The following is a 26,235-nucleotide window of genomic DNA, read 5'->3' on the forward strand; positions in this document are numbered from 1 at the left end:
TTACATGATAATAGCAATTATTAATTAATCAAAATATATCAGGTATCCTGATATTTTCCGCTCCGGGAGCTGTAATGCCGCTAAGTATTACGAGATCTGTTAGATGGTATCTGCTGATACTGATTGCCGTATTGAGCCTGAGTGCCTGTTCTACACTGCAATATCAGCCTATAGACACAATTGATCATATTGATGAACAGGAGGGTTATCGTATACAACATGCATTGTTAAACAATGATGCGAAGAAAATAGACGATGTAATCGGTATTGTGATGCTTTCCGGTGGCGGAACCCGTGCAGCTGCGTTTGGTTATGGGGTTCTGGAATCTCTGAAAAAGCAGCAAGTAAAAATAGACGGTAAACAGGTGAGTCTGCTTGATACGGTTGATGTGGTTTATGGTATATCCGGAGGCTCAGTTTTAGCTACTTATTTTGGATTACACGGAGCCGATACAATACCGAAATTTGAGCAAAATTTTCTCAATTTAAATTTGCAGAAAATGTTAGTTGGTCAGGTTTTTTCGATGGCTAACTGGTCGCGGCTGGCTTCACCGGAATTTGGCCGCGGTGATTTGTTACAGGAACAGCTGGATTTACATTTATATCATGGCGCTACTTATGCGGATTTAAATAATAAACGTAAGGGGCCGTTTGTGGTAATTAGTGCTACTGATATGAGTTTGGGCAGCCGGCTGGATTTTACGCAGGAGTATTTTGATTTACTCTGCATTGATTTAACTAAATTACCCATTTCCCGTGCCGTAGCGGCATCCAGTGCTGTGCCACTGGTTTTTGCACCGGTAACTCTGAATAACAATGGCGGTAATTGCCATTATCAGTTACCAGATAATCTGGTTGATAGTAATAATGCTGATGCTACCGGCACGACAGCTTTCCGTGCTCAGACGCGCACAGCTTATCGTAATAATCTCAAGCAATATCAGGATAGTCAGAAAAGACCTTATATTCATTTACTGGATGGTGGATTAACGGATAATCTCGGATTACGCAGTTTGCTGGACACAACTGAGTTATATAGTAATGAAACTTTGTATGACCAGCTGGAATCAGCGAATATTCATAAAATTATCATTATTAATGTCAACGCCCAGACACAGCGCAAAAATGAAATTGACAGTAGCGCCAGTGTTCCCGGAACTACTGAAGTAGTGAGAGCTTTAACCAGTATTCCGATTGAGAAGTATTCAGAAGATACTCAGCATCAATTTCAGAAATATGTAGACTGGTGGAATGAAAATCGTAGTGAGGGTACACCGCGGGTATATTATATAAGTGTGAATTTACTGGATTTACCTTCTTCCCCTTTAAGGGATAAAGTAATTCATATACCAACAACGTTTTATCTGGCACGCAGTGAAGTGAATAATTTGCGTAAAGCTGCGAAAGAGCTATTAGCCCAGTCTGCCGAATATCATCGGCTGATTAAAGATATTGGTGTAGATTCATCCGATACTGATACAAAGGCATTTAGTTTATATGATGAAGAATCTGATGATGGTGATGATTCAGCAGATGCTACAGATCAACCGAATGCAGAAGATAATCCTCAAAATAATTTGAGTAATGTGGTTAATTTTATCAATACTGAATCATTACCTTTATTACGCTGAAAAATTTTATTGTATAGTGAAGTAGATACTTTTATCTGTTTGATTGTTTGAAAAAAGCCTGAAAGAAAATTATTCAGGCTTTTTTATATTCATTTCCGGCAATACTCAAACTCTTATCAGATATAGCGTATATATGTCAGGCTAAAATTCTTGTCTGAATTGATTTATTTTAAGTATTAAAGAGTTATTGGTATAAATGTCGATGAAGTAATCCCTTATCAATAAAACCATCTGCCTGAATTCAAGTCTGAGAAATCAAAAAATAATTATGTAAACTTTATGTAGTTAAATGGTTTTAATTAGTTATAATTTGGAATGGATATTTTAATTAGCAATTTATGTTAATTTTAATATCATTTTTTTTAGAAAAAATAGATGATTTGTTGTGAAATGGCAACAGAAATCTGACTGTTCAGCGTAGTTGTTAAATAGGATTCTTATTATCATTTCAATATGTTAGAGATTATCAATCGTATTGAAAAATGGTTTATATAGTTTAATAATTAAATATGCATTCTGATTAAATATATTTAATTAGAAATAAATTATTTTATTGGCTATTAAGATATAAGAATAACAGATTATTTAATGAATTTTATTTAATATAGATATTATAGTTCTAAATTACATTAATATATTAATAAAATATTCTGAACAAAATCTTAACTTTTCTCTTTAAAATCAGTTGAAAAAAGCAAAAAAACAGGATTGGCGCATGAATGTGAAATTATTCTTACATAGTAATTAAACGTGATTAATTGGATTAATTAAATGTCAATGTTGTTAACAAAATACCAAAATTATCATTAATTTTCGTACATATGAATATTTAGACAAAAATTAAAAGCGCACGAGCGCACACTAGCCTACGTTCTTTCAGGAGAAGGTAGACATATGTTGAATTGGGTATTGACTAATATTCAGGAATCACCGGTTATTCTGATGTTTCTGTCGTTAAGTCTGGGTTATTTGCTGGGCAATATACGCTTCGGTAAGTTTCAGCTCGGCGGGGTTGCCGGTTCCCTGCTGGTGGCAGTGGTTTTGAGCCTGCTCAATGTTCACATTGATTCTGGTCTTAAGGCATTGCTGTTTACTTTATTTATTTACGCTGTGGGTTATGAAAGCGGTCCTCAGTTTTTCCGTTCACTGGGTGTAAAAACTCTGCGTGAAATTTTTCTGGCATTGTTTATCGCCATTACCGGCTTTATTACGGTAATGATTATGGCACGCCTGTTCCATCTGGATAAAGGTCTGGCCGCTGGTCTGGCTGCCGGTGGTTTAACCCAGTCAGCAATTCTGGGTACGGCTGCCGATGCTCTGACACATATGGGTCTGCCTGCCGATCAGTTACAGCAGTTACAGGCTAATGTAGCTATTGGTTATGCGGTGACATATATCTTTGGTTCTCTTGGCGCAATCATAATTTGTATGAATGTGTTACCGAAAATCATGGGTCGGGATATTCGTGATGATGCGGTAGCTGCTGAAGCTGAACAACTGAAAGGTGCTATGGCACTGGAAGGTAATCAGGGGATGGCAATTACGCAGATGGTGGGACGTATCTATGTAGTTGAACATGATATTCAGAAATCTATTAAAGATATTGAATTAGAGAATCTGGGTATTACGATCGAACGCATTAAACGTCACGGTAATCTGATTGACTGTACTCCGTCTACGATTCTGAAACGGGAAGACATCATCCTGATTGTTGGTCGTCGTGAAGCTGTTACTTCTGTCAGCACTTTATTCGGCCGCGAATTAGATGCCGAGCCGGGTCTGGAAGTCATTGTTGATACCAAAAATGTGGTTTTCCGCAACCCTGAGTATGCGAATAAAACCATGGCTGAAATTCGTTCCAAAGTTCATATGAGCGATAAAGACTTTGAAATTCAGCATGGTATCTACCTGATTGAACTACATCGCAATGGTGAAAAAATAGATCTGACACCTGATACAGAGTTCAAACTGGGCGATGTAATGACCATTTACGGTTCTACCAGTGATATTAACCGTGTTGTACACATTATCGGTGCACCTATTACGGTTAATAGTAAAACCGACTGGGCTTATCACGGTATGGGTGTAGTACTTGGTCTGATTATCGGCTGGGTAGTAATTCGTATCGGCAATATTCCGATTACGCTTGGTGCCGGTGGTGGTGCATTGTTATCCGGTCTTTTCTTTGGCTGGCTGCGTGCCCGTAAACAGACATTCGGCAATATGCCTGCTGCGGCTTCTCAGTTTATGAAGGACTTCGGTCTGGCCGGCTTCGTGTCTGTTGTAGGTCTGCAATCAGGTTTACAGGCAATTACCACTATTAAAGAACATGGTCTGACTCTGTTCCTGATCGGTGTGGTGGTTACTCTGGTTCCGATGATTCTGGCTATTTTCTTTGGTCGCTATGTGCTTCGTTATGACAATGCAGCTGTATTTGCAGGTGCCTTGGCTGGTTCACGCAGTGCCAATCCTGCATTTGGTGAAGTTCTGGATAAAGCTGGCAATGCAATTCCGACTACTCCATTTGCCGTTACATATGCATTAGCCAATGTGTTCCTGACATTGTTAGGTCCGTTGATTGTGGCTCTTGTTTGATATGTGCTTTAACTTCTTGAGGAAACTATTATGACTTCAAAACATGATTTTGAAAAATATGCTAATTTAAGCCCGTTTGAGTTGAAAAATCACTTGATTGATCTGGCACAGAGCCGCAACGATCGGATGATGCTGAATGCCGGTCGTGGTAACCCTAACTTTTTAGCTACTTTACCACGCAATGCTTTTTTTGAATTAGGTTTGTTTGCTGCAGAAGAGTCTGAAATTTCTTTCTCTTTCCTGGATCAGAATATCGGTGGTATGCCGTTTAAAGATGATCTGATGGCACGTTTTGATGATTTTATCCGTCGTAACCGCCACAAACCGGGTGTTGATTTTCTAAGCAAAGCCATGTCCTATGTACGTGACCAGCTTGGCTACAATCAGCATCAGTTCCTGCTGGAAATGACCGAAGGTATTCTGGGTTGCAATTATCCTGTACCTGACCGTATGCTGCGCTGGTCTGAAGAAATCGTTAAAACCTATATTCTGGAAGAAATGGGTGCTAAGACGATGTCTAATGACGATATCGATCTGTTTGCAACTGAAGGTGGTACTGCTGCTATGGCATACATCTTCAGTTCTCTGAAACAGAATGGTCTGATTCGTCATGGCGATAAAATTGCTCTGGGCGCACCAATTTTCACACCCTATCTGGAAATTCCAGAACTGAACGATTATGAACTGGAAGAAGTTCTGATCAATGCTGATCCGAAACTGGACTGGCAGTATCCTGAAAGCGAATTGCGCAAACTGGAAGATCCTTCAATCAAGGCATTCTATTTGGTTAATCCATCCAATCCGCCTTCAGTGAAAATGGACGACCGCAGTCTGCAGATTATTGCTGACATCGTGAAAAAACGTCCTGACCTGATTATTCTGACTGATGACGTATACGGTACATTTGCTGAGAACTTTGAATCTCTGTTTACTCTGTGCCCGTACAACACTATTTTAGTGTACTCTTTCTCTAAATACTTCGGTGCTACCGGTTGGCGCTTGGGTGTCATTGCCATGGCCAAAGAAAATGTACTGGACAAGAAAATTGCTGAGCTGCCTGAAGAAGAACGTCAGGTATTGCACAAACGTTATCTGTCTATTACTCCGGAACCGGAAAAACTGAAACTGATCGACCGTATGGTTGCTGACAGCCGTGCTGTTGCTCTGAACCACACAGCTGGTTTGTCTACACCACAACAGGTGCAGATGGTACTGTTCTCTCTGGCCGAAATGATGGATACCAAGAAACAGTATAAAGATGCTCTGATGGCTCTGATTCGCAACCGCAGTGCTGCCATGTACAAACAGCTGGGTATTAAACATGAGTTTAATGAAAACAGTGTGGATTACTACACTCTGGTTGATATGGAAGATACTGCACGTCAGCTGTATGGTGATGAGTTTGCTGAATGGGTTGTTAAAACCAAAAATCCGAATGAACTGCTGTTCAGAATTGCGGATGAATCCGGCGTAGTATTGTTACCGGGTAAAGGTTTTGCCGTACGTCACCCATCCGGTCGTGTTTCATTAGCCAATCTGAATGAATATCAGTACAAAGCTATTGGTGCATCTCTGCATAAACTGGCTTGTGAATATCATGAAGAATTTAAAGCCAGCAAGTAATTAATTTTACCCTAGCTTAAATCAGCGCCGCACTGTTTGTGCGGCGCTATTATATTTGCTTTGGCTATATAGTAAATCAAAAATCTGATAAATGGAAATCCTTTTATAATTGGATATCTACCGGAAAAAACCGTATAGTTTAACCGGTTCATTCTGATTTTATTGTATATGGAGGAGAATAAAATTGCGGGTACATTTTATTATTCATCAGGATTATGAAGAAGCTGCAGCTTGTGAAGAATGGGCAATCAGTAGAGATTATCAGATTTCGCATTCACGCGTTTATCTTGGCGACAAATTACCCGAATCTGCAGCTGGTTTCGATATGCTGATTATTATGGGGGGGCCGCAATCACCAGTTACGACAATTGAGGAATGCCCTTATTTTGATACTAACGCAGAGCAAAGTCTGATTCTCAGTGCCATTAATAATGGTAAGGCTGTGCTTGGTATTTGTTTAGGTGCCCAATTAATCGGGCAGGCTTTAAACGGAATGTATGAACACAGTCCTAATAAAGAAATTGGTTATTTTCCAATTTATCTAACTCATGCAGGTATGGCGGATGAACTTATCTCTCATTTTGATAAAGAAATGCTAGTGGCACATTGGCATGGTGATATGCCGGGTCTGACCGAACAGGCACAAGTGCTTGCCTATAGTAAAGGTTGTCCGCATCAGATTATCCGTTATGCACCGTTGGTATACGGTTTTCAGTGTCATCTGGAGCTGAATGCAAAAGCTATTGATAAATTAATTGCAGCTTCTGCATCTGAATTAGAGAAAGCAGCTGATTATCCTTTTATTCAGTCAGCAGAGGAAATCAGATATTTTGATTATTCTGTTATGAACCAGCAACTTTTTATTTTTATGGATAAACTGATGCGGCTATATCAAAATAATATTGAATAGCTTAGCAGGAAGGTATGATTTAACGGTGAAAGAATCGGGAAACAGCTATTTCAGCCTGAGCTTTAAGTGCCGGTGTGATGGCTTTTTGCAGTTGTCTGCATACCATGGTAATAACCGCAATATCATCAGTAAATCCTATTGGTCCGAGTAAATCCGGAATCAGATCTATAGGACTGAGAAAATAGAGCAGGGCACCCAATATCAGCATTTTACTGCGTAGCGGTGTTTCTACTGATTTAAAAAGCAGATATAAGGTGTATAGCTGCACCATTACGGGTTTACCCAGAATTAAGGCATTTTTACTAAGCTTTGTGAAAAAGCTTTTTTCATTGAACTGATTATGTCCGATATTGACATTTTTATGTAACCAACTCATCGCTATATGCTTTCATTTGCAGATTATATCTGTATGGTTTATTTTAAAGCAGCGGGTGAAAGAACGACTTTTAGCCGTGCCTGATGGCGCTGTTGATAAAAACGGACATCAAACCACCAAAAAGCTGATTTTTTCACTGACCAGAATTGCTGCGGTAACCAGATGCCGTTGAGCAAATAAGCGCAGAATTGACCTATCCAGGGTTGATGACCTACCCATATCTGTGCAGAAGAAGCAGCGTTTTGCTGTTGCAGAAAAGTAGCGAGATTAAGCGGATGGCTGTTAGGATTCAGTAATTTATTAATAGTCAAAGGCTGTTTAAGAAATTCTGCAGTTTGCTGTGCTCTTACTGCTTCTGAGCAGAAAACTTGAAAGTTATCCGGTAAATGCTGATGCAACCATTGAGCACTGGACTTTGCCTGCTGCTGCCCTTTAATTGTTAATCTTCGTGCCATATCATTGCGGCTGTCTTCAGCCTCGGCATGACGCCATAAAATTAAATCCATATCTTACTCCTTTGGATTATGGTTTCAGAGTGCAGTTAGCTGTTATGCTTATGCTACAATTATTTGGTTTGCCGACTTCTTTCTGATAGTAGTAGCATCAGTAGTGTTCTGGCAATGTGGCAGAGGCTATCTTTGTATTTTTTAATCATGCATTAACATTGAAAGACAGGTGTGAATCGATTTTTTGTAGAAAGGAAACTGCAAGATAAAAAAAACGGGCAGTTGGCTGAGCGCTTTCAAGTCTATATACAGTTAATGCGAATAGACCGGCCGATTGGTACGTTATTGCTGTTATGGCCAACCTGGTGGGCTTTATGGATTGCTGCAGACGGATATCCGGACTGGTTAATCGTGCTGCTGTTTACAATCGGCACTTTTTTAATGCGCAGTGCCGGCTGCGTGATTAATGATTATGCAGACCGCGATTTTGACGGTGCGGTTGATCGTACCTGTCAACGACCTTTTGCTTTAAAAAAGGTAAGTAAAAAAGAAGCGCTCATACTGACATTATTATTGTGTATTTTGTCTGCATTCTGTTTACTGCCTATGAATCGGCTTACCTGGCTGATGAGTATTCCCGCACTATTTCTAGCCATGACATATCCGTTTACTAAACGTTTTTTTCCTTTACCGCAATTATATCTTGGTCTGGCATTTTCGTTTGGGATACCTATGGCGTTTGCAGCGATAACTAATCATGTGCCGATGATTGCGTGGATTTTACTGGCTGCCAATACATTGTGGACTTTAGCTTATGACACTATATATGCCATGGCAGATAAGGAAGATGATTTAAAAATCGGCATTCATACATCTGCAATTACTTTTGGTAATCACGATATTACTGCTGTTATGTTGTGTCATGCAGGGTTTGATCTGCTGATGATTCTGGCTGGCTGGCAGATTCACGCCACTATCTGGTACTGGCTGGCACTGGTAATTGTATCTGTTTTGCAGTATTGTCAATGGCTCAATATTCGTACAAGAGACCGCAAAATATGCTTTACCATGTTTGTTCGTAATAACCGGATTGGTCTTATCCTGTTTATTGGATTGCTTCTGCATTACTGGATAGGCAAATCATGAGCAATGAAAACATTATCGGGTAGAAATAAGAGATAATTTTTGTAATTTGATTGTATTGAAATAAATTGTATCTGATTCAGCAAAGTAAATTAGTCCCCTTTCCGGATTAGCCGGCTGTACAGTGCAGTTTGATAGGAATTGAATATGAGCATGAGTTTAATTGGGGATATTTTACCGGTTTCACATGTGGTTCTTGATTTAAATGTAAGTAGTAAGAAACGTCTGTTTGAAGAAGCCGGTCAATTATTATCCGAAGAGGCAGGTTTGTCGCAGGAAGATGTTTTTAATTGTTTGTTTGCACGCGAAAAGCTGGGTTCTACCGCATTAGGTAAGGGTGTGGCCATTCCGCACGGGCGTACCGGTGCAGTAAAAGATACGGTAGGTGCGTTTTTCCGTCTGCAGACACCCATCGCATTTGACGCTCCGGATGAACAACCCGTCAGTCTGGTATTTATACTATTGGTACCGGAAAATGCATCAAGCAAGCATTTGAATGTTTTATCGGAACTGGCCGGAAAATTTTCACAAAAATCTGTACGCAATGCATTATTGTCTGCTACCAGTGCCGAAAGTGTGCGTGAAATTCTGATAGCAGATCAGGTATAAGGAAACATTACTATGCCCAGTATTTCGGTACGGCGCTTATATCATGACAATCAGACAAAACTGAAACTTGCATGGTCTGCCGGCACAGCCGGTGCGGATAACCGTATCAGTATTGACGCCGATAAGCCGGTACTGGCGCTGGTAGGACATCTGAATTTTATTCATCCCAATCAGGTGCAGGTAATCGGGATTGCAGAAGTCGAGTATCTGAATAAAATTGAAGCGGGTGAAATCAAAACCACGCTTAATGAATTGTTCGATTTGACTATGTCTCTGATCATAGTCGCAAATGATTTACCTGTGCCCTATATGCTGCGTGATTATTGTCATACGCATAATGTACCTTTGCTGACATCCAAAACAGAAAGTCCTTTTCTGATGGATGTTTTGCGAATTTATCTGCAGAGGGTGCTGGCAGCTTCTACAGTTAAATACGGCGTATTTCTGGATGTATTTGAAGTTGGTGTGCTGATAACCGGTCAGTCAGGTCTGGGTAAAAGCGAACTGGCGCTGGAATTGATATCACGCGGACATGGCTTGGTGGCAGATGATGCGGTGGAGTTATACCGTATCGGGCCGGAAACACTTGAAGGCCGCTGTCCGGCTATGCTGAAAGATTTTCTTGAAGTGCGCGGTCTTGGTGTTTTGAATATACGGGCAATTTTCGGTGAAACTGCTGTACGACCCAAAAAGCAGTTACAGTTGATAATCAATCTGGTATTGGCCGATGATACCCATATGCAAAGGATTGACCGTCTGAGTATAAAAAGTGAAACTGAAAGCATTCTCAATGTATCTATTCGCAGTGTTACTCTGCCGGTAGCAGTGGGTCGAAATCTGGCTGTATTGGTAGAAGCTGCTGTCAGTAACTTTATTTTACAAATGCGTGGTCAGGACAGTACCAAGCAATTTCTGGATCGTCATAATTCAATGCTGAAAGAGGATGCGGTGAATCATGAGGATAGTATTGATTAGCGGATTATCCGGTTCCGGAAAATCCATTGCTTTACGTTTACTGGAAGATGTTGGCTTTGTCTGTGTTGATAATTTACCAGTAAAGCTGTTGCCTGGTCTAATTGAACACTATGCAGCCAGTCATGTAGCGCAACTTGGCGTAAGCGTAGATATCCGTTCACGCTTCAACCCTGCAGATCTATTGGAACTGGTCACACAGTTACGTACTCTGGGACATCAGGTAGATTTGCTGTTTTTAACTTCTTCAGTAGCCGTTTTACTGCGCCGGTTTTCAGAAACACGCCGCAGCCATCCATTGGCACGGGAACATAAAACATTAAGTGAGAGTGTTTCTGCTGAACAGCAATACATGTCCACTTTGCAAAGCCATGCTTATGTAATTGACACCTCATTACTGAATGTACCGCAATTGCGCCGCCAGATTCAGCAATGGTTGCACTTGCCGGTAGCGCCAATGCGTGTTGTTCTGGAGTCTTTTGGTTATAAATTTGGTGTACCTGCCGGTCTTGATTTCGTTTTTGATGTACGTTTTTTACCTAATCCCTATTACGATTTCCTCTTACGTCCGTATAGTGGTCTGGATGAACCTGTAAGGACATTTTTTTCCGGACAGCCGATTATGGCAGAAATGATAGATGATTTATCCGGTTTTCTATTGCGCTGGTTACCGTACATGGAAAAAGAAAGTCGCAGTTATGTTAATATTGGCATCGGCTGTACTGGTGGTCAGCATCGTTCTGTTTATATTGTAGAAGCACTGGCAAACAGGTTAAATGCTTATTCAGTATTGATTCGGCACAGACAGTTAGAATTAAGTAATCATTCTGAAAAAACGGTATAATACGCATTATGCGTTATTCAGGCAGCCTGATGTCAGGCTGCCTGAATGTTTTCAGTTTTGATATTTTTGATTTCAGACAAGGACAGTTTATGGCTATTCAGTGGTATCCCGGGCATATGAACAAAGCCAAAAAAGTCATTGCCGAACGGATAAAGAGCGTGGATATGGTAATTGAAGTGCTGGATGCCCGCCTGCCTGCTTCCAGTGCCAATCCTTTGCTGGCAAAACTGTCCGGGAATAAACCAAAATTAAAAATTCTGAATAAGCAGGACTTAGCTGATCCCGAGCGCACAGAGTTGTGGCTGGCTGATTACCGTTCCCAGCCCAATACTAATGTCTTGGCACTGGATGCATCAGAAAAGCAGGCTGCTAACAGAATTATTGCGGCCAGCCGTGCACTGGTTCCTAATCGCCACGGTTTGGACAGACCTCTGAGAGTGCTTATTTGCGGTATTCCCAATGTAGGTAAATCTACCTTAATTAATGGCATGCTGGGTAAACGCAGTGCCAAAACCGGTAATGAGCCGGGTATTACTAAGGCTGAACAGCGACTGATACTGGCTGATGATTTCTGGTTATACGACACGCCCGGAATGTTATGGCCGAAAATTATAGTTGAGGAGGCCGGTTATAATTTAGCTGCCAGTGGTGCCGTGGGTCGTAATGCCCTGGATGAAGAGGTGGTGGCACTGGAATTATTGGATTATCTGCGCCGGCATTATTTGCCATTACTACAGCAACGCTATCAGGCCGACTTGAGCGAAAGCTCGCACTGGCTTGATGATCAATGGTTAGAATGGGTAGGTAAAAAGCGTGGTGCATTATTAAGTGGCGGGCGCATTGATTACCAGAAAGCTGCTGAACGCCTGCTGACTGATTTTCGTGACGGACTAATCGGTCGTATTACATTGGAAACGCCCAATCAGTGGGCAGTTTGGTTGAAAAAAGGTCAGCAGCATGAAGCACAGCTTAAGGCAGAACGGGCAGCCAGAAAAGCTGCGCGCAAAGGTTAATCTTTATAGATTATTTAAAACGGATTTCAATTTAAGTATAGAAATATATGACTATGAATCAATCTGTTTCTATCGAAGCATTAATTGAAGCTGCATTGCTGACCCAAAGTGAAGCATTAAGTGAAAAAATTTTGTCTGCGCTTACTGATCCGCCTTTATCATCAGATGAGTTAACCAGCATACTGGAAGCACTGCAAATACGCTGGCAAGAAAGGGCACTTAATCTGGTGCATAGTGCCGAGGGCTGGCGCTTTCAGGTTACTCATGCGGCTTATCCCCGTTTGGCCAGTCTGGATGTTCAGCGCACCCCCCGTTATTCCCGGGCTGTACTGGAAACACTGGCCATTATTGCCTACCAGCAGCCGGTAACGCGAAGTGATATTGAGGCTATCCGTGGTGTTGCTGTCTCAAGTAATGTTTTACAAACATTACAGGATCGAGGCTGGATAGAAATTATCGGACAGCGTGATAGCCTGGGAAGGCCAAATTTATGGGCTACCACAGCTGGCTTTCTGAGTGATTTGCAGCTGGAAGATTTAAGCCAGTTACCACCATTAACAGAATTGGGTGAGCTTGTCTTACCTGATTTAAATGAACCTGCCGTAGATCAGTCTACCGCAGAAGAACTGTCTGAAGACAGATAGGAGTATATGAATGAATCAAGCCAAGAAAAAATTAACTAAACGCCAGATACGCGACGGAGTAGCCAGTAAAAGCAATAAACATGTTTCCGGGCGGCACTCCGGCAATAAGACCAAATCAGCTCTCAGACAGCAAAATAATACAGGTGGTAAAGCGGATAGTTCTGTAATTACAGCTAATACAAAAACGAAAGTACAGCGTGCCAAAAAACTGGTGCAGCGTACGCCTAATCAAGAAATTCAGCAACGGGCACGGATGCTGAAAGACCAGCGTATCAGTCTGGAAAAAATGGAGCCTGTGAGACTGCAAAAAGCTCTTGCCGCTTCTGGTGCCGGTTCAAGACGGGAAATGGAACAGTGGATTAGCCAGGGGCTGGTACGTATTAACGGTAAAGTGGCTCAATTGGGAGACAAAATCACGCCGGATGATGAAGTCAGTGTGCGCGGTTCTGCTATTAATATTAAATGGCCGGATCGTTTGCCGCGCATTATGGTTTATTACAAACAAGAAGGTGAAATTGTCAGCCGTGATGATCCCCAGGGAAGGGTCAGTGTATTTGACCGCTTGCCTCAGACAGCCAGCAGTCGCTGGGTAGCCATTGGTCGTCTGGATATTAATACATGCGGGTTATTGATATTAACCACCTCCGGTGAACTGGTTAATCGGTTTGCTCATCCAAGTTTTGAAGTAGAACGCGAATATGCTGTTCGTGTTCTGGGTGAACTGAGTGAAGAACAGAAACAAAGTTTGCTCAATGGTGTCGAACTGGAGGATGGTATTGCTCAGGCTCAGCATCTGTGGGAACAGGGTGGTGAGGGAGCGAATAAATGGTACAACATCATCATTAAAGAGGGGCGCAACCGTGAGGTAAGGCGTTTATTTGAAAGTCAGGGGCTGACCGTAAGCCGTCTGGTTCGTGTGCGTTTCGGACCGATTGCTTTACCTAATAGGCTGAAACGTGGTCAGTATTACGAACTGAATGAATTTGAAGTAGCCAATGTTATGAAATGGGCTGGTTTATATCAGTCTGAGTCCTCAAGGAAACGGTAAATATAGAGCTTTTTGGAGGTGATAGACGGCTCAACTGTATGTTATATCTAATTAATCAGTGTATATTTTTTTTTACATTAAGTTGAATATTGATTGATTCGTGTCAATAAATAGTGTCTTTTTTTACACAACCTGATTAAATGCTTTGTGTTCTTTTGCTAATCGGCGCAATATATATTGCAAATTAATTTTTGCATTATTTGCTTGGTTGTCCACATTCAAGAAAATGGAGTCATAATGATTTCACCAATGAAAGTGCCAGAAATCGAACACCGCACATTTGAATTGACACATTACGATGGTGTGAAACGCACGGTATATTGTACTGATGTAGAAACAGAGTTTCCTGATGGCTGTCTGATTACTTCCAGAACAGATCTGAAGGGAATTATTACTCATGCAAATGAAGTGTTTGTACACATGAGTGGCTGGTCGCGCGATGAACTGATGGGTGCCGAGCACTATATTTTACGCCATCCTGATATGCCCAAAGTAGCTTATAAAGATTTGTGGGATACTGTAGAGCAAGGAAAGAAATGGCATGGCTATGTAAAAAACCTGCGTAAAGACGGTGGTTTTTACTGGGTTTACGCTACGATAGTACCTAATATCCGCGATGGTGTTATTGAAGGCTATACCTCTGTACGACGTAAACCTTCCCGCAGTAAAGTATTAGAAATGCAGGCATTATATGAAGGCCTCATGAAAGAAGAGCGGGGTGACTCATGACAATCAATTTTTTAATTGCCCCAGACTTTCCTCCTGAATACTATGCCGGCTGGCATTTTCTTAATACTCGCCTGCAACGGCTGATTGATGCACCGGTGCATTTATCTATGGCCAGTAATGCTGAAGAAGAACAGCAGGAAATTGATAAGGATAATGTTGATATTATCTATGCTAATCCGTTCAATGCTTCCAAGCTTATTCGCGAACTTGGTTATTTGCCGGTGGTAAAGCCCGTCAATTGTTTTGATGAGATGATTATTGCCAGTAGTGCAGACAGTGAGATCAAGTCACTTGAAGATATCAAGCCCGGTATGTCAATTCTGTGTACCGAGAATTACGATGTTAAACTAATTGCTTTGCGACTGTTGGAAGCCGTTGATATAGATGAAAAAGATTTAACGTGGATTAAAAGTGAATCTTTTGCAGCTGTTGCCCGCGGACTGATACAGAATCAGGGTAATATTGGTTTATTTATGTCCTCTGCCTATCATAAATTGACTGCTATTACACGTAGTCGCTTAAATCTGTTAATTGAAAGTAAAATCAATGATTTATATCATTTGATTTTATTGCATCCGCGTAATGCAGAAATGCTGGAAAACTTACAGAATGCATTCAGTACCATGCGTGATACTCCGGCTGGTGAAATGTTGCTGGAGGACTTGGGTTTAAATGACGGCTTTGAAGTATTGAAAAAAGAAGATGTTGAATTATTAATCGATTTGATTGAAACATTACGCGATTAAAGCTTTTAAAAGCAATTTTATTTTATAATTGTCGACGCAACTTGTTTATAAAACAAGTTGCGTTGTTTTTTGATTTAAGTAATTGTAATTTGTGTGAGCTGTATTATTTTGCAAACTAAAAGTACTATACCAAAATTATTTTTGGCGCCTATGCAGGGTTTAATAGATGCGCCAATGCGCGATCTGCTAACACGCATTGGCGGATTTGATGTTTGTATTACCGAATTTGTGCGCATAACTCATACCATTCATGGTCGCTCTATCTGGCTGAAATATATGCCTGAACTGACAAATAATAATCAAACTCAGGCCGGTACTGCTGTAGTTGTACAGATATTAGGAAGCGATTCAGAAAATATGGCACTGAATGCTCAAAAGGTGGTTGAACTGGGAGCTACACATATTGATTTGAATTTTGGCTGTCCGGCTCCTACTGTTAACCAGCATCAGGGTGGTGCAGTTCTTCTGCAGTATCCGGATAAAATTGAACAAATAGTAGCCAAAGTACGCAAAAGCCTGCCAGATAAAATTATGCTGAGTGCCAAAATGCGTCTGGGTTATGAAAATAAAGATCTGGCTCTAGATTGTGCACAGGCCATAGAACAGGGTGGTGCACAGCAGCTAACCGTACATGCACGTACAAAAAGCGAAGGATACCGGCCTCCCGCTCATTGGGAATGGATAGGGCGTATTAATCAGGTAGTTCGTATTCCGGTTATTGCCAATGGTGATGTATTTACACTGGCTGATTATCAGAAAATCCGTGCTGTTAGTAATTGTACAGATGTTATGCTGGGGCGCGGGGCAATTCAATGTCCGGATCTGGCACGCCAAATTGCTGCCTATAATCATGGGCAAGTAATACCTGCACTATCATGGCAAGAAATTCTGCCGTGGATTAATGATTTTTTTAATAGTTGTTGTGATAAAGCCGCTGAGGGTTCAGCTTATCCGGTATCCAGACTAAAGCAATGGCTGGGCATGCTTAAATTAAATTACCCTGAAGCCGGAAAGTTATTTACCCAGCTGCGTACTTTAACAGCCGTTAATCAAATCAGTCAGGTTCTTAATCAGCAATTAGAAGAAAGCCAGAATAGTGTATGAGTTATAAAATTATACAATCTGCCAGTAATAATGAGCTAAAGCATTTGTCCAGATTAATTGCACAGTCTCATTACCGCCGTCAGCATCAGCTTGCTGTACTGGAAGGTGTTCATTTGATTGAAACATTCATTCAGGCAGGATATTTAATTCAGGCATTATATTTACCGCAACAGCGTATTCATGACTCGGAAATTTCTGATTTACTCGTAGCGATTCCGGCACACCAGGTTGTACTGGTTGCGAACAATCTGCTGGATAAAATCAGTGATTTAGTTAATTCAAGAGAACCTGTGGCAATAGTGAAGTTACCGAAGGTTGTATCTGCATCAGATATTCAGGATGTTATTCTTTTAGAAAGAGTACAGGATCCCGGTAATACTGGCACCATTTTACGCAGTGCTCTGGCTGCCGGTGTTCATAATATTGTACTGAGCAAAGACAGTGTCGATGTCTGGTCGCCCAAAGTATTACGTGCGGCAATGGGTGCACATGCCTATTTGAATATACAGACTGTTTCCGATTTAACAGCCTGGTGTACAGATTATGCCTATCCGTTGTATGCTACGGCATTGAGTCCTGAGTCGCTTAGTCTTTATACATTAAATCTGAACGAACCTGCCGGCTGGATATTTGGCAATGAAGGAAGCGGGCTGAGTGCAAAAATGCTACAAGCTGCTTCCAGACTTGTAATTATTCCCATGACCGGTCAGACAGAATCTCTTAACGTGGCTATGGCTGCAACTATTTGTTTATTTGAACAACAGCGGCAGCGGCTTCAGGTAAACACCCTACCAAACAATTAATATTTTTATTTTTCGGGTCTGATTTGCAGATACCGGAATGAAACTAGGGCAGTTATCAGCAGCAAACCCGGCGGACAAATGCTCTGTTTGATGTTATCCTGCTAATCTTGCAGAACGTAGATATATAAGACATTTCAAGCATGAATAAACGTATTGTAACGATTGTTGCTGCCTTAGTGGCGGTTGTATTACTGATTTTACTGGGTTTGCCATATTATCTGGGTATTAAAGCCCAGCAAAGTCTGGACGAACAGCGTGCTTTACTTGCCAAAAATTCTTTTCTGCTGATTGAAAAGCAGAACTATGAACGCGGCTGGTTTAGTTCAACAGAGACTATGCAGATTCGCTTTAAACCCAGTTTTTTTGCCGGTGTACAGCAACAGTTACCGGATAATGTACGCACGGTACTGCAACAACCGATTACTTTGGTTAATCATGTCCATCATGGATTATTTGCCGGCAGTATTCGTCCTGTACGGGCTCATGTAGAAACTGAACTGCAGTTCACGCCTCAGGCAAAACAGATTCTTGATCGTTTTTTTGGCCAGAACGCGCCGCTAAAGCTTGAAAATACCATTAATCTAAGTGGAAGCGGACAAATGCACGTTGTGATTCCGAAATTCAATTATGAAGAGTTATCCGGAATTAAAATTAATTGGCAGGGACTGGATTCAACAATTGATTATGCTAAAGATTTTAATAGTTATGATAGCCATACAGTCAGTCCCGGCCTGGATGTGATTCTGGCGACTAAAGGACATGCGTCTTATCAGGATTTAAAGCTGAACAGCCATACAGAACATGGTAAAACATCACTGGCTTTAGGTAATAGTGATCTGAGTATCAAAAACATTACATTTACATGGAATGATGCATCTGATAACAGTATCCGTTTAGATCAGCTGGTTAATCTGGTAACTAATTTGCAGATAGGTGCATTTATTAGTCCGGCTGGTAGCAGTATTCCTGCCAAAATTAACATTCAGGATCTGAAACTGGCTACTTCTACTCAGGAAAAAGATCAGTGGATTAATAGTAATGGTAAATTTGGTTTTGCTAAATTAGAGTATGGCAATGATGTTTATGGTCCGCTGGATATTGATGCATCTGCCGAACATCTGGATGCAGCCAGTCTGGTGGCGATCAATAACAAAATTACTCAGTTATCAACTCAGAATCTGAATAATGAGCAACTTCGCGCAGCAATAGTATCTGCTGTGCGTAATGAGGGGCAGGGACTGTTTACTCATGACCCGCTTATTAAACTGAACAGTTTTAAATTGCAAATGCCGCAGGGCTTAATAGATATACATGGCAGCCTTGGTTTTAAAAACCTACTTGCCTCTGATATGCAGCAGTTTGGATTAATGCTGAACAAAACTGAGTCAGAGATGGACTTTGCCATTCCTCAGGCGGTAATGGAAAATTTTGCCATCAGTCAGGCGCGTGCCTTTTTTACTGTAGATGCCAGTGCAGGGGGGCCGGAAGCTCTTGAAGATATTGATCAGACAATCCGCTTGATGATTGATAGTGCGGTTAAATCCATGCAGACCAAAGGCTATATACAGGTCGACAATGGGGTTATTAAAACTCATCTGAAATTATTGGGCGGCAAGCTTTATCTGAATGGCAAAATGTGGAATACCGAATCAGAACCTGAGCCGGATTATGCTGAATTACCGGCAGCATCTGAAACTGCTTCTATCCCTCAAGCTGCCACTAATCACTAACTACCATTAGTATAAAAACCTCTTAATCTTGCTGATTAAGAGGTTTTTTATTAATTCATATATCAAATTTTAGTATAGATAATTATTTATTGTCCTCTCAAAAATAAAGCATCCAAATCCTGTAAGCGAAGTTTTACCCATGTAGGGCGACCATGATTACACTGATTAGCACGTTCTGTATTTTCCATATCGCGCAGTAATGCATTCATCTCCGGTAAAGTTAATTTACGTCCTGCACGTACTGAACCATGACAGGCTAAAGTGGAAAGAATGCGGTTTTCCCGTTCCCTGATGACTTCGCTGCTGCCAATTTTCATTAAATCATCCAAAACTTCCTGTACCAGCAGCTTAATATCGCTTTTTACCAGCATAGCCGGTACGGTATGCACCACCAATTGCTGATGATTTTCAACCGAAATATCCAGACCATAATCTTGTAAAGTAGCAGCATATTCATTTGCCAGGGCAATTTCTTCATGGCTGGCATTAAAGCGGATTGGAATCAGTAATGTCTGACTACTTACTTTACCCGTTGCATCACGCTGTTGCTTCATTTTTTCATAATTTACCCGTTCGGCACTAGCATGCATATCGACCAGAATAAGTGCGTCTTCTGCTTGTGCCAGAATATATATATCAAGTAGCTGGGCAATAGCATATCCCAGTGGGGGAACTATCGTTTCATTTGCCTGTACTGATTGATAAGTAGAATCTATACCGCGTACTTGCTCCAAGCTGGACAGTTCATTATCAACTTCTGCTGATTGTGGGATACTGATTGTATTGTTTTCAAGTACTGGTTCTGATTTATATAATTCAGCATAAGTATTCAGAGCACTCTGTGATTCTTTTAAACTCAGATTGCGCTGAACCGGTGTATGGCTTCGCTGATATGGTGCCGGAGACTGTATTGCAGTATTGATTTTATTAGAACCAAATACTTGGTGAACTTCAGCCGGCTGTTTTTGCATAATATCTTTGAGTGCTGTTTCCGGCTGGGATACAGAGGTGGTATGGCTGGCATTCGTAGAAGCCAGACATTTATTCAAAGTATGAAATACAAGCTGATGTACAGCCTGCCCCTGGCGGAAACGCACTTCAGTTTTGGTTGGATGGACATTTGCATCAACTTCGATAGGCGGCAAGGTAAGAAACAGGATAAATGCAGGTGTTAAAGCCTGATGTAAAACATCGTTATATGCCTGTTTAACTGCATGCAGAATAATTTTATCCCGTACAAATCGCTGATTGACAAAAATATATTGCTGGCTGGTTTTGCCATGTGTAAAAGTGGGTTTACCAATGAGTCCGTGTAAACGCATTTCATTGAGTTTTTCGTCAACACTCAGGCTGGCAGCGGTAAAATCTGTTCCCATAATGGCTGAGCAGCGCTCTTGCAGGGATTGCGCAGGCAATGAAAGTATATTTTTATTATTATGCTGTAAACTGAATGCTACTTCAGGATGAGCCAGTGCCAGACGTTCTACCATGGTACGACAATGTGCAAACTCAGTTGCAGGTGATTTAAGAAACTGACGCCTTGCCGGTGTGTTGAAAAAAAGTTCAACTACATCAACAGTTGTTCCAGTGGAATGTGCAGCTGGTTTAACATCACTGAGTTTGCCGTCTTCTGCATAAATTTGAGTTGCGTGATTATCCATATCTGTACGGCTGGTTAGAGTCAGGCGGCTGACTGAGGCAATACTGGCCAGACCTTCACCACGAAAACCCATGCTTACTACTTTTTCCAGATCTTCCAGAGAACTGATTTTACTTGTTGCATGGCGATGTAAAGCTAGCGGAATATCTGTCTTATCTATGCCCTGGCCATCATCAGTAACCGACAAACGTTTGATACCACCGGCTTCCAGCTGAATATCAATATGGCTGGCTCCCGCATCCAGACTGTTTTCAATTATTTCTTTCAGTGCATTGGCCGGACGTTCAATCACTTCTCCGGCAGCTATCTGGTTAATTAAATGATCGGGTAATACATGTATCTGACTCATAACATGCCTGTAATATCGTTATTAACAGCAGAAAAGAATATTTAATTTTGCTTTGAAGCTGCAAATCTGTGGCGCAGTATTTCTATAACAGCCGGCAATAGAGAAACAGCAATGATAATAATCAGTGCCAGAGAAAGATTCTGTTTAATGAATGGCAGATTACCAAAAAAATACCCGGCATAAGAAAACAGCACAACCCAGAGGATAGCACCAATACAGTTATAGCGTATAAAATGACCATAATGCATATGTCCCATTCCGGCTACAAACGGTGCGAATGTACGCACTATTGGGACAAAACGGGCAATGATAATCGTCTTGCCGCCATGCTTTGCATAAAATTCCTGTGTTTTGTGTAAATAAATTTGTTTGAATATTTTCGAATGCGGATTTGCAAACAGATGGGCACCAAATTTTTTTCCGATTGAAAAATTTACAGCATCACCGATGATAGCGGCAGCCAATAACAACACAACCATAAAATGCACATTCATCTCGCCTATAGCAGCGATTCCACCGGCTGCAAACAACAAGGAATCCCCAGGCAGAAACGGAGTAACTACCAATCCGGTTTCACAAAAAATCAAAGCAAACAGAATTACATAAATCCATATTCCATATTGAGTCACAATAAATTGCAAATGTTGATCAATATGTAAAATGAAATCTATCAGGGTTGAGATTATATTCATGAAGGATAGCAAAGAAATAAATGGTGGTATTTTAACGCAAAGCATTCGGAAACAGCAGGTATATGCATGCTAAAATTAAAATCATAATCATCAGCTCTTCCTTTCAGGCTGATTCTGACTAATTTACACTGATGAATACACTATGAGCCAATATGTATACTCAATGCTGCGCGTAAGTAAAACCGTGCCGCCTCAAAAACAGATTATCAAGGATATTTCTTTATCTTTCTTTCCCGGTGCCAAAATTGGTTTGTTGGGACTTAATGGTGCTGGGAAATCCACTGTGTTAAAAATTATGGCTGGAGTGGATACCGAATTTGAAGGTGAAGCCATTCCAATGAGTGGTATCAAAATCGGCTATTTACCACAGGAGCCCCAGCTTGATGCTGATAAAACAGTAAGAGAAGAAGTGGAATCCGGTTTGGGGGATGTAGCCGGTGCACAGAAAAAACTGGAAGAAGTCTATGCTGCTTATGCAGAACCGGATGCTGATTTTGATGCGCTGGCCGAAGAGCAGGCACGGCTGGAAGCTATTATCGCGGCAGGTGCCGGAGATAATTTAGAACATCAGCTGGAAATTGCTGCTGATGCACTGCGGTTACCAGAATGGGATGCACGGATTGGTAATTTGTCCGGCGGGGAAAAACGCAGGGTTGCATTATGTAAATTACTATTAAGTAAGCCGGATATGCTATTACTGGATGAACCGACTAATCACCTCGATGCAGAATCAGTAGAATGGCTGGAACAGTTTCTGGTTCGTTTTCCGGGTACAGTAGTAGCTGTTACGCATGACCGCTATTTTCTGGATAATGCTGCAGAGTGGATTCTGGAATTAGATCGTGGTCATGGTATTCCATGGAAAGGTAACTATAGTTCATGGCTGGAACAAAAAGAAGCCCGACTGGAGCACGAAGCTAAAACCGAGGCCGCAAGAATTAAAGCCATGAAGCAAGAGCTTGAGTGGGTAAGACAGAGTGCACGCGGTCGTCAGGCTAAATCTAAAGCGCGTCTGGCGCGTTTTGAAGAAATGAGTAATTACGAATATCAGAAACGTAATGAAACTCAGGAAATATTTATTCCTGTAGCTGAGCGTCTGGGTAATGAGGTGATTGAGTTTGAGCATGTCAGCAAAAGTTTTGGTGACAAATTACTCATTGATGATTTAAGTTTTAAAATTCCGCCTGGTGCCATTGTCGGAATTATCGGACCAAACGGAGCCGGTAAATCTACATTATTTAAACTGATTACCGGACAGGAACAGCCGGATACGGGTGAGGTAAAGATTGGTCAGACAGTAAAATTATCAATTGTTGATCAGAGCCGTCACGGTCTGCATGATGATAAAAACGTATTTGATGAAATAGCAGAAGGGCGTGATATTTTACAGGTAGGACAATTTGAAATTCCTGCCCGAGCCTATCTTGGCAGATTCAACTTTAAAGGCAGTGACCAGAGTAAAATTGTAGGAAAACTATCCGGAGGTGAGCGCGGACGTCTGCATCTGGCCAAAACTTTAATTTCCGGTGGTAATGTATTGCTGCTGGATGAACCATCAAATGATCTGGATGTGGAAACTCTGCGTGCACTTGAAGAGGCCTTACTGGAATTTGCCGGCAGCGTACTCGTCGTTTCACATGATCGCTGGTTTCTTGACCGGATTGCCACACATATTCTGGCTGCTGAAGGCGAATCAAAATGGGTATTTTTTGATGGCAATTATCAGGAGTATGAAGCTGATAAAAAACGTCGTCTAGGCGAAGAAGGTGCAAAACCCAAACGCATTCGCTATAAACCGGTAATTCGCTAGTTTATCTGGCCGGACAGATTAATTTCAGATGCTATATATATTTGTCCGGCTAATATTTCTCTTTTTAAAATAAATCTTCTTGATACAGAATTTTTCAATAATTATTCAATATTTGAAATACTTGAAAAAAACTGGTTTAGCACCATTTTAACATCCAATTTAATTGCATATTTCCAGGAAAGATTGAGGCATTACATGGCTGAAATTTATGATTCTGCTCCGTTACAGCCAACCACGATGGCAATGTTGCCTTTGCGTGATGTTGTCGTTTACCCGCATATGGTATTGCCCCTTTTTGTAGGACGTGAAAAATCCATAGCGGCTCTGGATGCTGCCATGGAGCATGATGAACCGGTATTTTTGCTGGCACAAAAAAACGCAGATACTGATGAGCCACATGCTGAAGACATGTATGACATGGGCACAGTAGCCAGTATTCTGCAAGTGCTTAAATTACCTGATGGTACGGTTAAAGTACTTGTGGAAGGTCTGTACCGGGCTAAGGTACAGTATATTGATGAAAGCGGGCCATATGTTGAGGCTCATATAGAAAAATGTACGGATGCCATTGAAGAGGATAAACATGATGATGAGGCATTACGTCGTACCTTATTATCCCAGTTTGAACAGCTGGCGAAATTGAATAAAAAAATTCCGGCAGAAGTCATTACTACTATTAACGGTATCGATACTCTTAGCCGTCTGGCTGATACTATTGCAGCCCACTTGCAGCTGAAACTTGACCAGCGTCAGCAAATCCTTGCTATGACCAATGTGACTGCCCGTCTGGAACATTTACTTCATTTGCTTGAGTCTGAGCTGGATATCCTTCAGGTAGAAAAACGTATTCGCGGGCGAGTAAAGCGGCAAATGGAAAAGTCGCAGCGTGAATATTATCTGAATGAACAGGTAAAAGCGATTCAGAAAGAGCTGGGTGAAGAAGATGATGATCTGGCTAATCTTGAAACGCAGATTCGTCAGGCTGGTATGAGCAAAGAGGCAGAAGAAAAATGTCTGTCTGAATTCAAAAAATTGCGCATGATGCCTCCGATGTCAGCTGAATCAACTGTTGTTCGCAATTATATAGATACGCTGCTTGAATTACCGTGGAAAAAGAAATCCAAGGTAAGCAAAGATATTGGCAAAGCCGATATGATTCTGAATGCCGACCACTATGGTCTCGAAAAAGTTAAAGAACGCATTCTTGAATATCTTGCAGTGCAAAAACGCATGAATCAGCTTAAGGGGCCTATTTTATGTCTGGTCGGCCCTCCGGGTGTAGGTAAAACATCACTGGGTGAATCCATTGCTAAAGCGACCGGACGAAAATATGTTCGTATGGCGTTAGGTGGTGTGCATGATGAGAGTGAAATCCGCGGCCACCGGCGAACTTATATCGGCTCAATGCCTGGTAAAATTCTGCAAAACATGGCCAAGGTTGGTGTTAAAAACCCACTATTTTTACTCGATGAAATTGATAAATTAGGTAATGATTTCAGGGGTGATCCTGCCAGTGCTTTACTTGAAGTGCTTGATCCTGAACAAAACCATTCTTTTTCTGACCATTATGCAGAGGTTGAATTTGATTTATCAGATGTAATGTTTATTGCTACCTCTAATAGTATGAACATTCCGTCTCCGCTACTTGACCGTATGGAAATTATTCGTCTTTCCGGTTATACCGAAGATGAAAAAATTAATATTGCCATGAAATATCTGGTAGCTAAACAGATCAAGCAAAATGGTGTACGCGACGGTGAAATCTGCATTGAGGAATCAGCTGTACGCGATATTATCCGTTATTACACCCGTGAAGCCGGTGTACGTTCACTTGATCGTGAAATAGCCAAAATTTGCCGTAAAGTAGTAATGAAGCAAGCGGTTGCAGCAGAAAATACCAGTAAAGGTAAAAAAACTAAAGCAAAACCAGAAACGATTGTCATTAATGCAGATAATTTACATGACTATCTTGGTGTCCGCCGCTTTGATTATGGAGTAGCGGAAAATGAAAACCGTATTGGTCAGGTAACAGGACTAGCCTGGACAGAAGTAGGTGGTGAGCTTTTAACTATTGAAGCCAGCAAATTTCGTGGTAAAGGCAATATTCTGCGTACCGGTAAGCTGGGTGATGTGATGCAGGAATCTGTCAGCGCTGCGTGGAGTGTTGTTCGTTCACGGGCTGAAAGTCTGGGTATCGAGCCTGATTTTTATGAAAAAAATGATATTCACGTACATGTTCCTGAAGGTGCTACGCCGAAAGATGGTCCGAGTGCTGGTAGTGCCATAACTCTAGCTTTGGTTTCTGCTTTTACCGGTATCCCGGTACGTGCGGATGTAGCCATGACTGGCGAAATTACTCTGCGAGGAGAAATTCTGCCAATTGGCGGGCTGAAAGAAAAGCTACTGGCTGCTTTACGCGGCGGAATAAAACATGTGCTGATTCCGAAAGACAATGTTAAAGATCTGGAAGAAATTCCGGCTAACATCTGTGAACAGCTGACTATTCATCCGGTACAATGGATAGATGAAGTACTTAATCTTGGACTGGCTTATCCACCCAGCCCATGGCAAAGTGCACCGGAAGAAAATGTAATAGCTAATTCAGCGCCTAAGTCAACAACAAAAACCGTAAAACACTGAGTATGCAGCCATTCACCAACACTAATGGTGAATGGCATTGTTTTTGGCATGATTTAACTCAATGTAGATGTGTCGGCGCTTGACATAAAGAATTTGGGCTTGTTATAAAGTAATCGTA

The 26,235-nt window shown here is 41.4% G+C and carries 22 protein-coding genes; 18 read left to right on the forward strand and 4 right to left on the reverse strand.

Annotated features, from left to right (window positions below; all coding sequences use genetic code 11):
* The first annotated feature begins 74 nt into the window (after window positions 1-74).
* The 4 genes from H3U82_RS03435 to H3U82_RS03450 all read left to right on the forward strand — a co-directional run bounded on the left by H3U82_RS03435 (window position 75) and on the right by H3U82_RS03450 (window position 6,759).
* The gene (locus H3U82_RS03435; RefSeq protein ID WP_110414243.1) at window positions 75-1,631 is read left to right on the forward strand and encodes a patatin-like phospholipase family protein; all 1,557 of its coding nucleotides are present in this window, start codon (window positions 75-77) and stop codon (window positions 1,629-1,631) included.
* A gap of 894 nt (window positions 1,632-2,525) precedes the next feature.
* A complete protein-coding gene (gene aspT / locus H3U82_RS03440; protein WP_084585904.1) occupies window positions 2,526-4,226 on the forward strand; it encodes an aspartate-alanine antiporter in 1,701 nt (566 codons plus the stop codon).
* A 30-nt stretch (window positions 4,227-4,256) separates the two neighbouring features.
* Complete coding sequence (locus H3U82_RS03445; RefSeq protein WP_198209224.1) at window positions 4,257-5,849, forward strand: bifunctional aspartate transaminase/aspartate 4-decarboxylase; 1,593 nt, start codon at window positions 4,257-4,259, stop codon at window positions 5,847-5,849.
* Window positions 5,850-6,033: 184 nt separating this feature from the next.
* Window positions 6,034-6,759 carry a GMP synthase gene (locus H3U82_RS03450; RefSeq protein ID WP_084585903.1) on the forward strand — a complete coding sequence of 242 codons (726 nt, stop codon included), beginning with the start codon at window positions 6,034-6,036 and terminating at the stop codon, window positions 6,757-6,759.
* Between the two features lie 19 nt (window positions 6,760-6,778).
* On the opposite strand, the gene H3U82_RS03455 is transcribed toward H3U82_RS03450, so the two are convergent.
* Together H3U82_RS03455 and H3U82_RS03460 are read right to left on the reverse strand one after the other, a co-directional pair.
* Window positions 6,779-7,135 (reverse strand): YkvA family protein, encoded by a 357-nt coding sequence (locus tag H3U82_RS03455; protein WP_198209226.1) that lies wholly within the window; start codon window positions 7,133-7,135, stop codon window positions 6,779-6,781.
* A 38-nt stretch (window positions 7,136-7,173) separates the two neighbouring features.
* Window positions 7,174-7,641, reverse strand: coding sequence for a histidine phosphatase family protein (locus H3U82_RS03460; RefSeq protein ID WP_041881034.1), 468 nt, complete (start codon window positions 7,639-7,641; stop codon window positions 7,174-7,176).
* 255 nt (window positions 7,642-7,896) lie between these two features.
* Here H3U82_RS03460 and ubiA point away from each other — a divergent pair, with 255 nt between their 5' ends.
* The 12 genes from ubiA (at window position 7,897) to H3U82_RS03520 (ending at window position 18,966) form a co-directional block, all read left to right on the forward strand.
* Window positions 7,897-8,727 carry a 4-hydroxybenzoate octaprenyltransferase gene (gene ubiA / locus H3U82_RS03465; RefSeq protein ID WP_078475652.1) on the forward strand — a complete coding sequence of 277 codons (831 nt, stop codon included), beginning with the start codon at window positions 7,897-7,899 and terminating at the stop codon, window positions 8,725-8,727.
* A 150-nt stretch (window positions 8,728-8,877) separates the two neighbouring features.
* The gene (ptsN, locus tag H3U82_RS03470) at window positions 8,878-9,333 is read left to right on the forward strand and encodes a PTS IIA-like nitrogen regulatory protein PtsN (RefSeq protein WP_198190339.1); all 456 of its coding nucleotides are present in this window, start codon (window positions 8,878-8,880) and stop codon (window positions 9,331-9,333) included.
* A 12-nt stretch (window positions 9,334-9,345) separates the two neighbouring features.
* Window positions 9,346-10,308: an HPr(Ser) kinase/phosphatase gene (gene hprK, locus H3U82_RS03475; protein ID WP_025330762.1), complete on the forward strand. Its 963-nt coding sequence runs from the start codon at window positions 9,346-9,348 to the stop codon at window positions 10,306-10,308.
* On the forward strand, window positions 10,289-11,149 hold the full coding sequence (gene rapZ / locus H3U82_RS03480) for an RNase adapter RapZ (protein WP_198209228.1): 861 nt from the start codon (window positions 10,289-10,291) through the stop codon (window positions 11,147-11,149). Before hprK ends, rapZ begins: the two co-directional genes overlap by 20 nt.
* An 89-nt stretch (window positions 11,150-11,238) precedes the next feature.
* Entirely contained in the window at window positions 11,239-12,162 is a 924-nt protein-coding gene (gene ylqF / locus H3U82_RS03485; protein ID WP_038649505.1) for a ribosome biogenesis GTPase YlqF, read from the forward strand.
* 53 nt (window positions 12,163-12,215) lie between these two features.
* Window positions 12,216-12,806, forward strand: a complete 591-nt coding sequence (locus tag H3U82_RS03490; protein ID WP_025330760.1) for an SMC-Scp complex subunit ScpB — start codon at window positions 12,216-12,218, stop codon at window positions 12,804-12,806.
* A gap of 10 nt (window positions 12,807-12,816) precedes the next feature.
* Window positions 12,817-13,854 carry a pseudouridine synthase gene (locus H3U82_RS03495; protein WP_100125526.1) on the forward strand — a complete coding sequence of 346 codons (1,038 nt, stop codon included), beginning with the start codon at window positions 12,817-12,819 and terminating at the stop codon, window positions 13,852-13,854.
* Window positions 13,855-14,091: 237 nt separating this feature from the next.
* On the forward strand, window positions 14,092-14,583 hold the full coding sequence (locus H3U82_RS03500; protein ID WP_232335786.1) for a PAS domain-containing protein: 492 nt from the start codon (window positions 14,092-14,094) through the stop codon (window positions 14,581-14,583).
* A complete protein-coding gene (locus H3U82_RS03505; protein WP_198209230.1) occupies window positions 14,580-15,329 on the forward strand; it encodes a phosphate/phosphite/phosphonate ABC transporter substrate-binding protein in 750 nt (249 codons plus the stop codon). The genes H3U82_RS03500 and H3U82_RS03505 overlap by 4 nt, the downstream gene beginning before the upstream one ends.
* 150 nt (window positions 15,330-15,479) lie before the next feature.
* Window positions 15,480-16,433 carry a tRNA-dihydrouridine synthase gene (locus tag H3U82_RS03510; RefSeq protein WP_198209231.1) on the forward strand — a complete coding sequence of 318 codons (954 nt, stop codon included), beginning with the start codon at window positions 15,480-15,482 and terminating at the stop codon, window positions 16,431-16,433.
* Complete coding sequence (locus H3U82_RS03515) at window positions 16,430-17,236, forward strand: RNA methyltransferase (protein ID WP_198209234.1); 807 nt, start codon at window positions 16,430-16,432, stop codon at window positions 17,234-17,236. The genes H3U82_RS03510 and H3U82_RS03515 overlap by 4 nt, the downstream gene beginning before the upstream one ends.
* A 140-nt stretch (window positions 17,237-17,376) precedes the next feature.
* A complete protein-coding gene (locus H3U82_RS03520) occupies window positions 17,377-18,966 on the forward strand; it encodes a YdgA family protein (RefSeq protein WP_198209236.1) in 1,590 nt (529 codons plus the stop codon).
* Between the two features lie 86 nt (window positions 18,967-19,052).
* Here the strand turns inward: H3U82_RS03520 and mutL are convergent, their stop codons facing one another.
* Together mutL and H3U82_RS03530 are read right to left on the reverse strand one after the other, a co-directional pair.
* Window positions 19,053-20,975, reverse strand: a complete 1,923-nt coding sequence (mutL, locus tag H3U82_RS03525; protein ID WP_198209238.1) for a DNA mismatch repair endonuclease MutL — start codon at window positions 20,973-20,975, stop codon at window positions 19,053-19,055.
* Window positions 20,976-21,016: 41 nt separating this feature from the next.
* Complete coding sequence (locus H3U82_RS03530; RefSeq protein WP_084554406.1) at window positions 21,017-21,661, reverse strand: DedA family protein; 645 nt, start codon at window positions 21,659-21,661, stop codon at window positions 21,017-21,019.
* A gap of 148 nt (window positions 21,662-21,809) precedes the next feature.
* Between H3U82_RS03530 and ettA the strand changes: the two genes are divergently transcribed.
* Together ettA and lon are read left to right on the forward strand one after the other, a co-directional pair.
* On the forward strand, window positions 21,810-23,477 hold the full coding sequence (gene ettA, locus H3U82_RS03535; RefSeq protein WP_198209240.1) for an energy-dependent translational throttle protein EttA: 1,668 nt from the start codon (window positions 21,810-21,812) through the stop codon (window positions 23,475-23,477).
* Window positions 23,478-23,672: 195 nt separating this feature from the next.
* Entirely contained in the window at window positions 23,673-26,117 is a 2,445-nt protein-coding gene (lon, locus tag H3U82_RS03540; protein WP_110414235.1) for an endopeptidase La, read from the forward strand.
* Window positions 26,118-26,235: the final 118 nt, after the last annotated feature.

Source organism: Snodgrassella sp. W8132 (genome assembly GCF_016100865.1).
GTDB classification, from domain to species: Bacteria; Pseudomonadota; Gammaproteobacteria; order Burkholderiales; family Neisseriaceae; genus Snodgrassella; species Snodgrassella alvi.

Coding starts and splice junctions, on each gene's coding strand:
- H3U82_RS03435 (WP_110414243.1), top strand. CDS start 75: ATGCCGCTAAGTATTACGAGATCTGTTAGATGGTATCTGCTGATACTG.
- aspT (WP_084585904.1), top strand. CDS start 2,526: ATGTTGAATTGGGTATTGACTAATATTCAGGAATCACCGGTTATTCTG.
- H3U82_RS03445 (WP_198209224.1), top strand. CDS start 4,257: ATGACTTCAAAACATGATTTTGAAAAATATGCTAATTTAAGCCCGTTT.
- H3U82_RS03455 (WP_198209226.1), bottom strand. CDS start 7,135: ATGAGTTGGTTACATAAAAATGTCAATATCGGACATAATCAGTTCAAT.
- H3U82_RS03460 (WP_041881034.1), bottom strand. CDS start 7,641: ATGGATTTAATTTTATGGCGTCATGCCGAGGCTGAAGACAGCCGCAAT.
- ubiA (WP_078475652.1), top strand. CDS start 7,897: ATGCGAATAGACCGGCCGATTGGTACGTTATTGCTGTTATGGCCAACC.
- ptsN (WP_198190339.1), top strand. CDS start 8,878: ATGAGTTTAATTGGGGATATTTTACCGGTTTCACATGTGGTTCTTGAT.
- hprK (WP_025330762.1), top strand. CDS start 9,346: ATGCCCAGTATTTCGGTACGGCGCTTATATCATGACAATCAGACAAAA.
- rapZ (WP_198209228.1), top strand. CDS start 10,289: ATGAGGATAGTATTGATTAGCGGATTATCCGGTTCCGGAAAATCCATT.
- ylqF (WP_038649505.1), top strand. CDS start 11,239: ATGGCTATTCAGTGGTATCCCGGGCATATGAACAAAGCCAAAAAAGTC.
- H3U82_RS03490 (WP_025330760.1), top strand. CDS start 12,216: ATGAATCAATCTGTTTCTATCGAAGCATTAATTGAAGCTGCATTGCTG.
- H3U82_RS03495 (WP_100125526.1), top strand. CDS start 12,817: ATGAATCAAGCCAAGAAAAAATTAACTAAACGCCAGATACGCGACGGA.
- H3U82_RS03500 (WP_232335786.1), top strand. CDS start 14,092: ATGATTTCACCAATGAAAGTGCCAGAAATCGAACACCGCACATTTGAA.
- H3U82_RS03505 (WP_198209230.1), top strand. CDS start 14,580: ATGACAATCAATTTTTTAATTGCCCCAGACTTTCCTCCTGAATACTAT.
- H3U82_RS03510 (WP_198209231.1), top strand. CDS start 15,480: ATGCAGGGTTTAATAGATGCGCCAATGCGCGATCTGCTAACACGCATT.
- H3U82_RS03515 (WP_198209234.1), top strand. CDS start 16,430: ATGAGTTATAAAATTATACAATCTGCCAGTAATAATGAGCTAAAGCAT.
- H3U82_RS03520 (WP_198209236.1), top strand. CDS start 17,377: ATGAATAAACGTATTGTAACGATTGTTGCTGCCTTAGTGGCGGTTGTA.
- mutL (WP_198209238.1), bottom strand. CDS start 20,975: ATGAGTCAGATACATGTATTACCCGATCATTTAATTAACCAGATAGCT.
- ettA (WP_198209240.1), top strand. CDS start 21,810: ATGAGCCAATATGTATACTCAATGCTGCGCGTAAGTAAAACCGTGCCG.
- lon (WP_110414235.1), top strand. CDS start 23,673: ATGGCTGAAATTTATGATTCTGCTCCGTTACAGCCAACCACGATGGCA.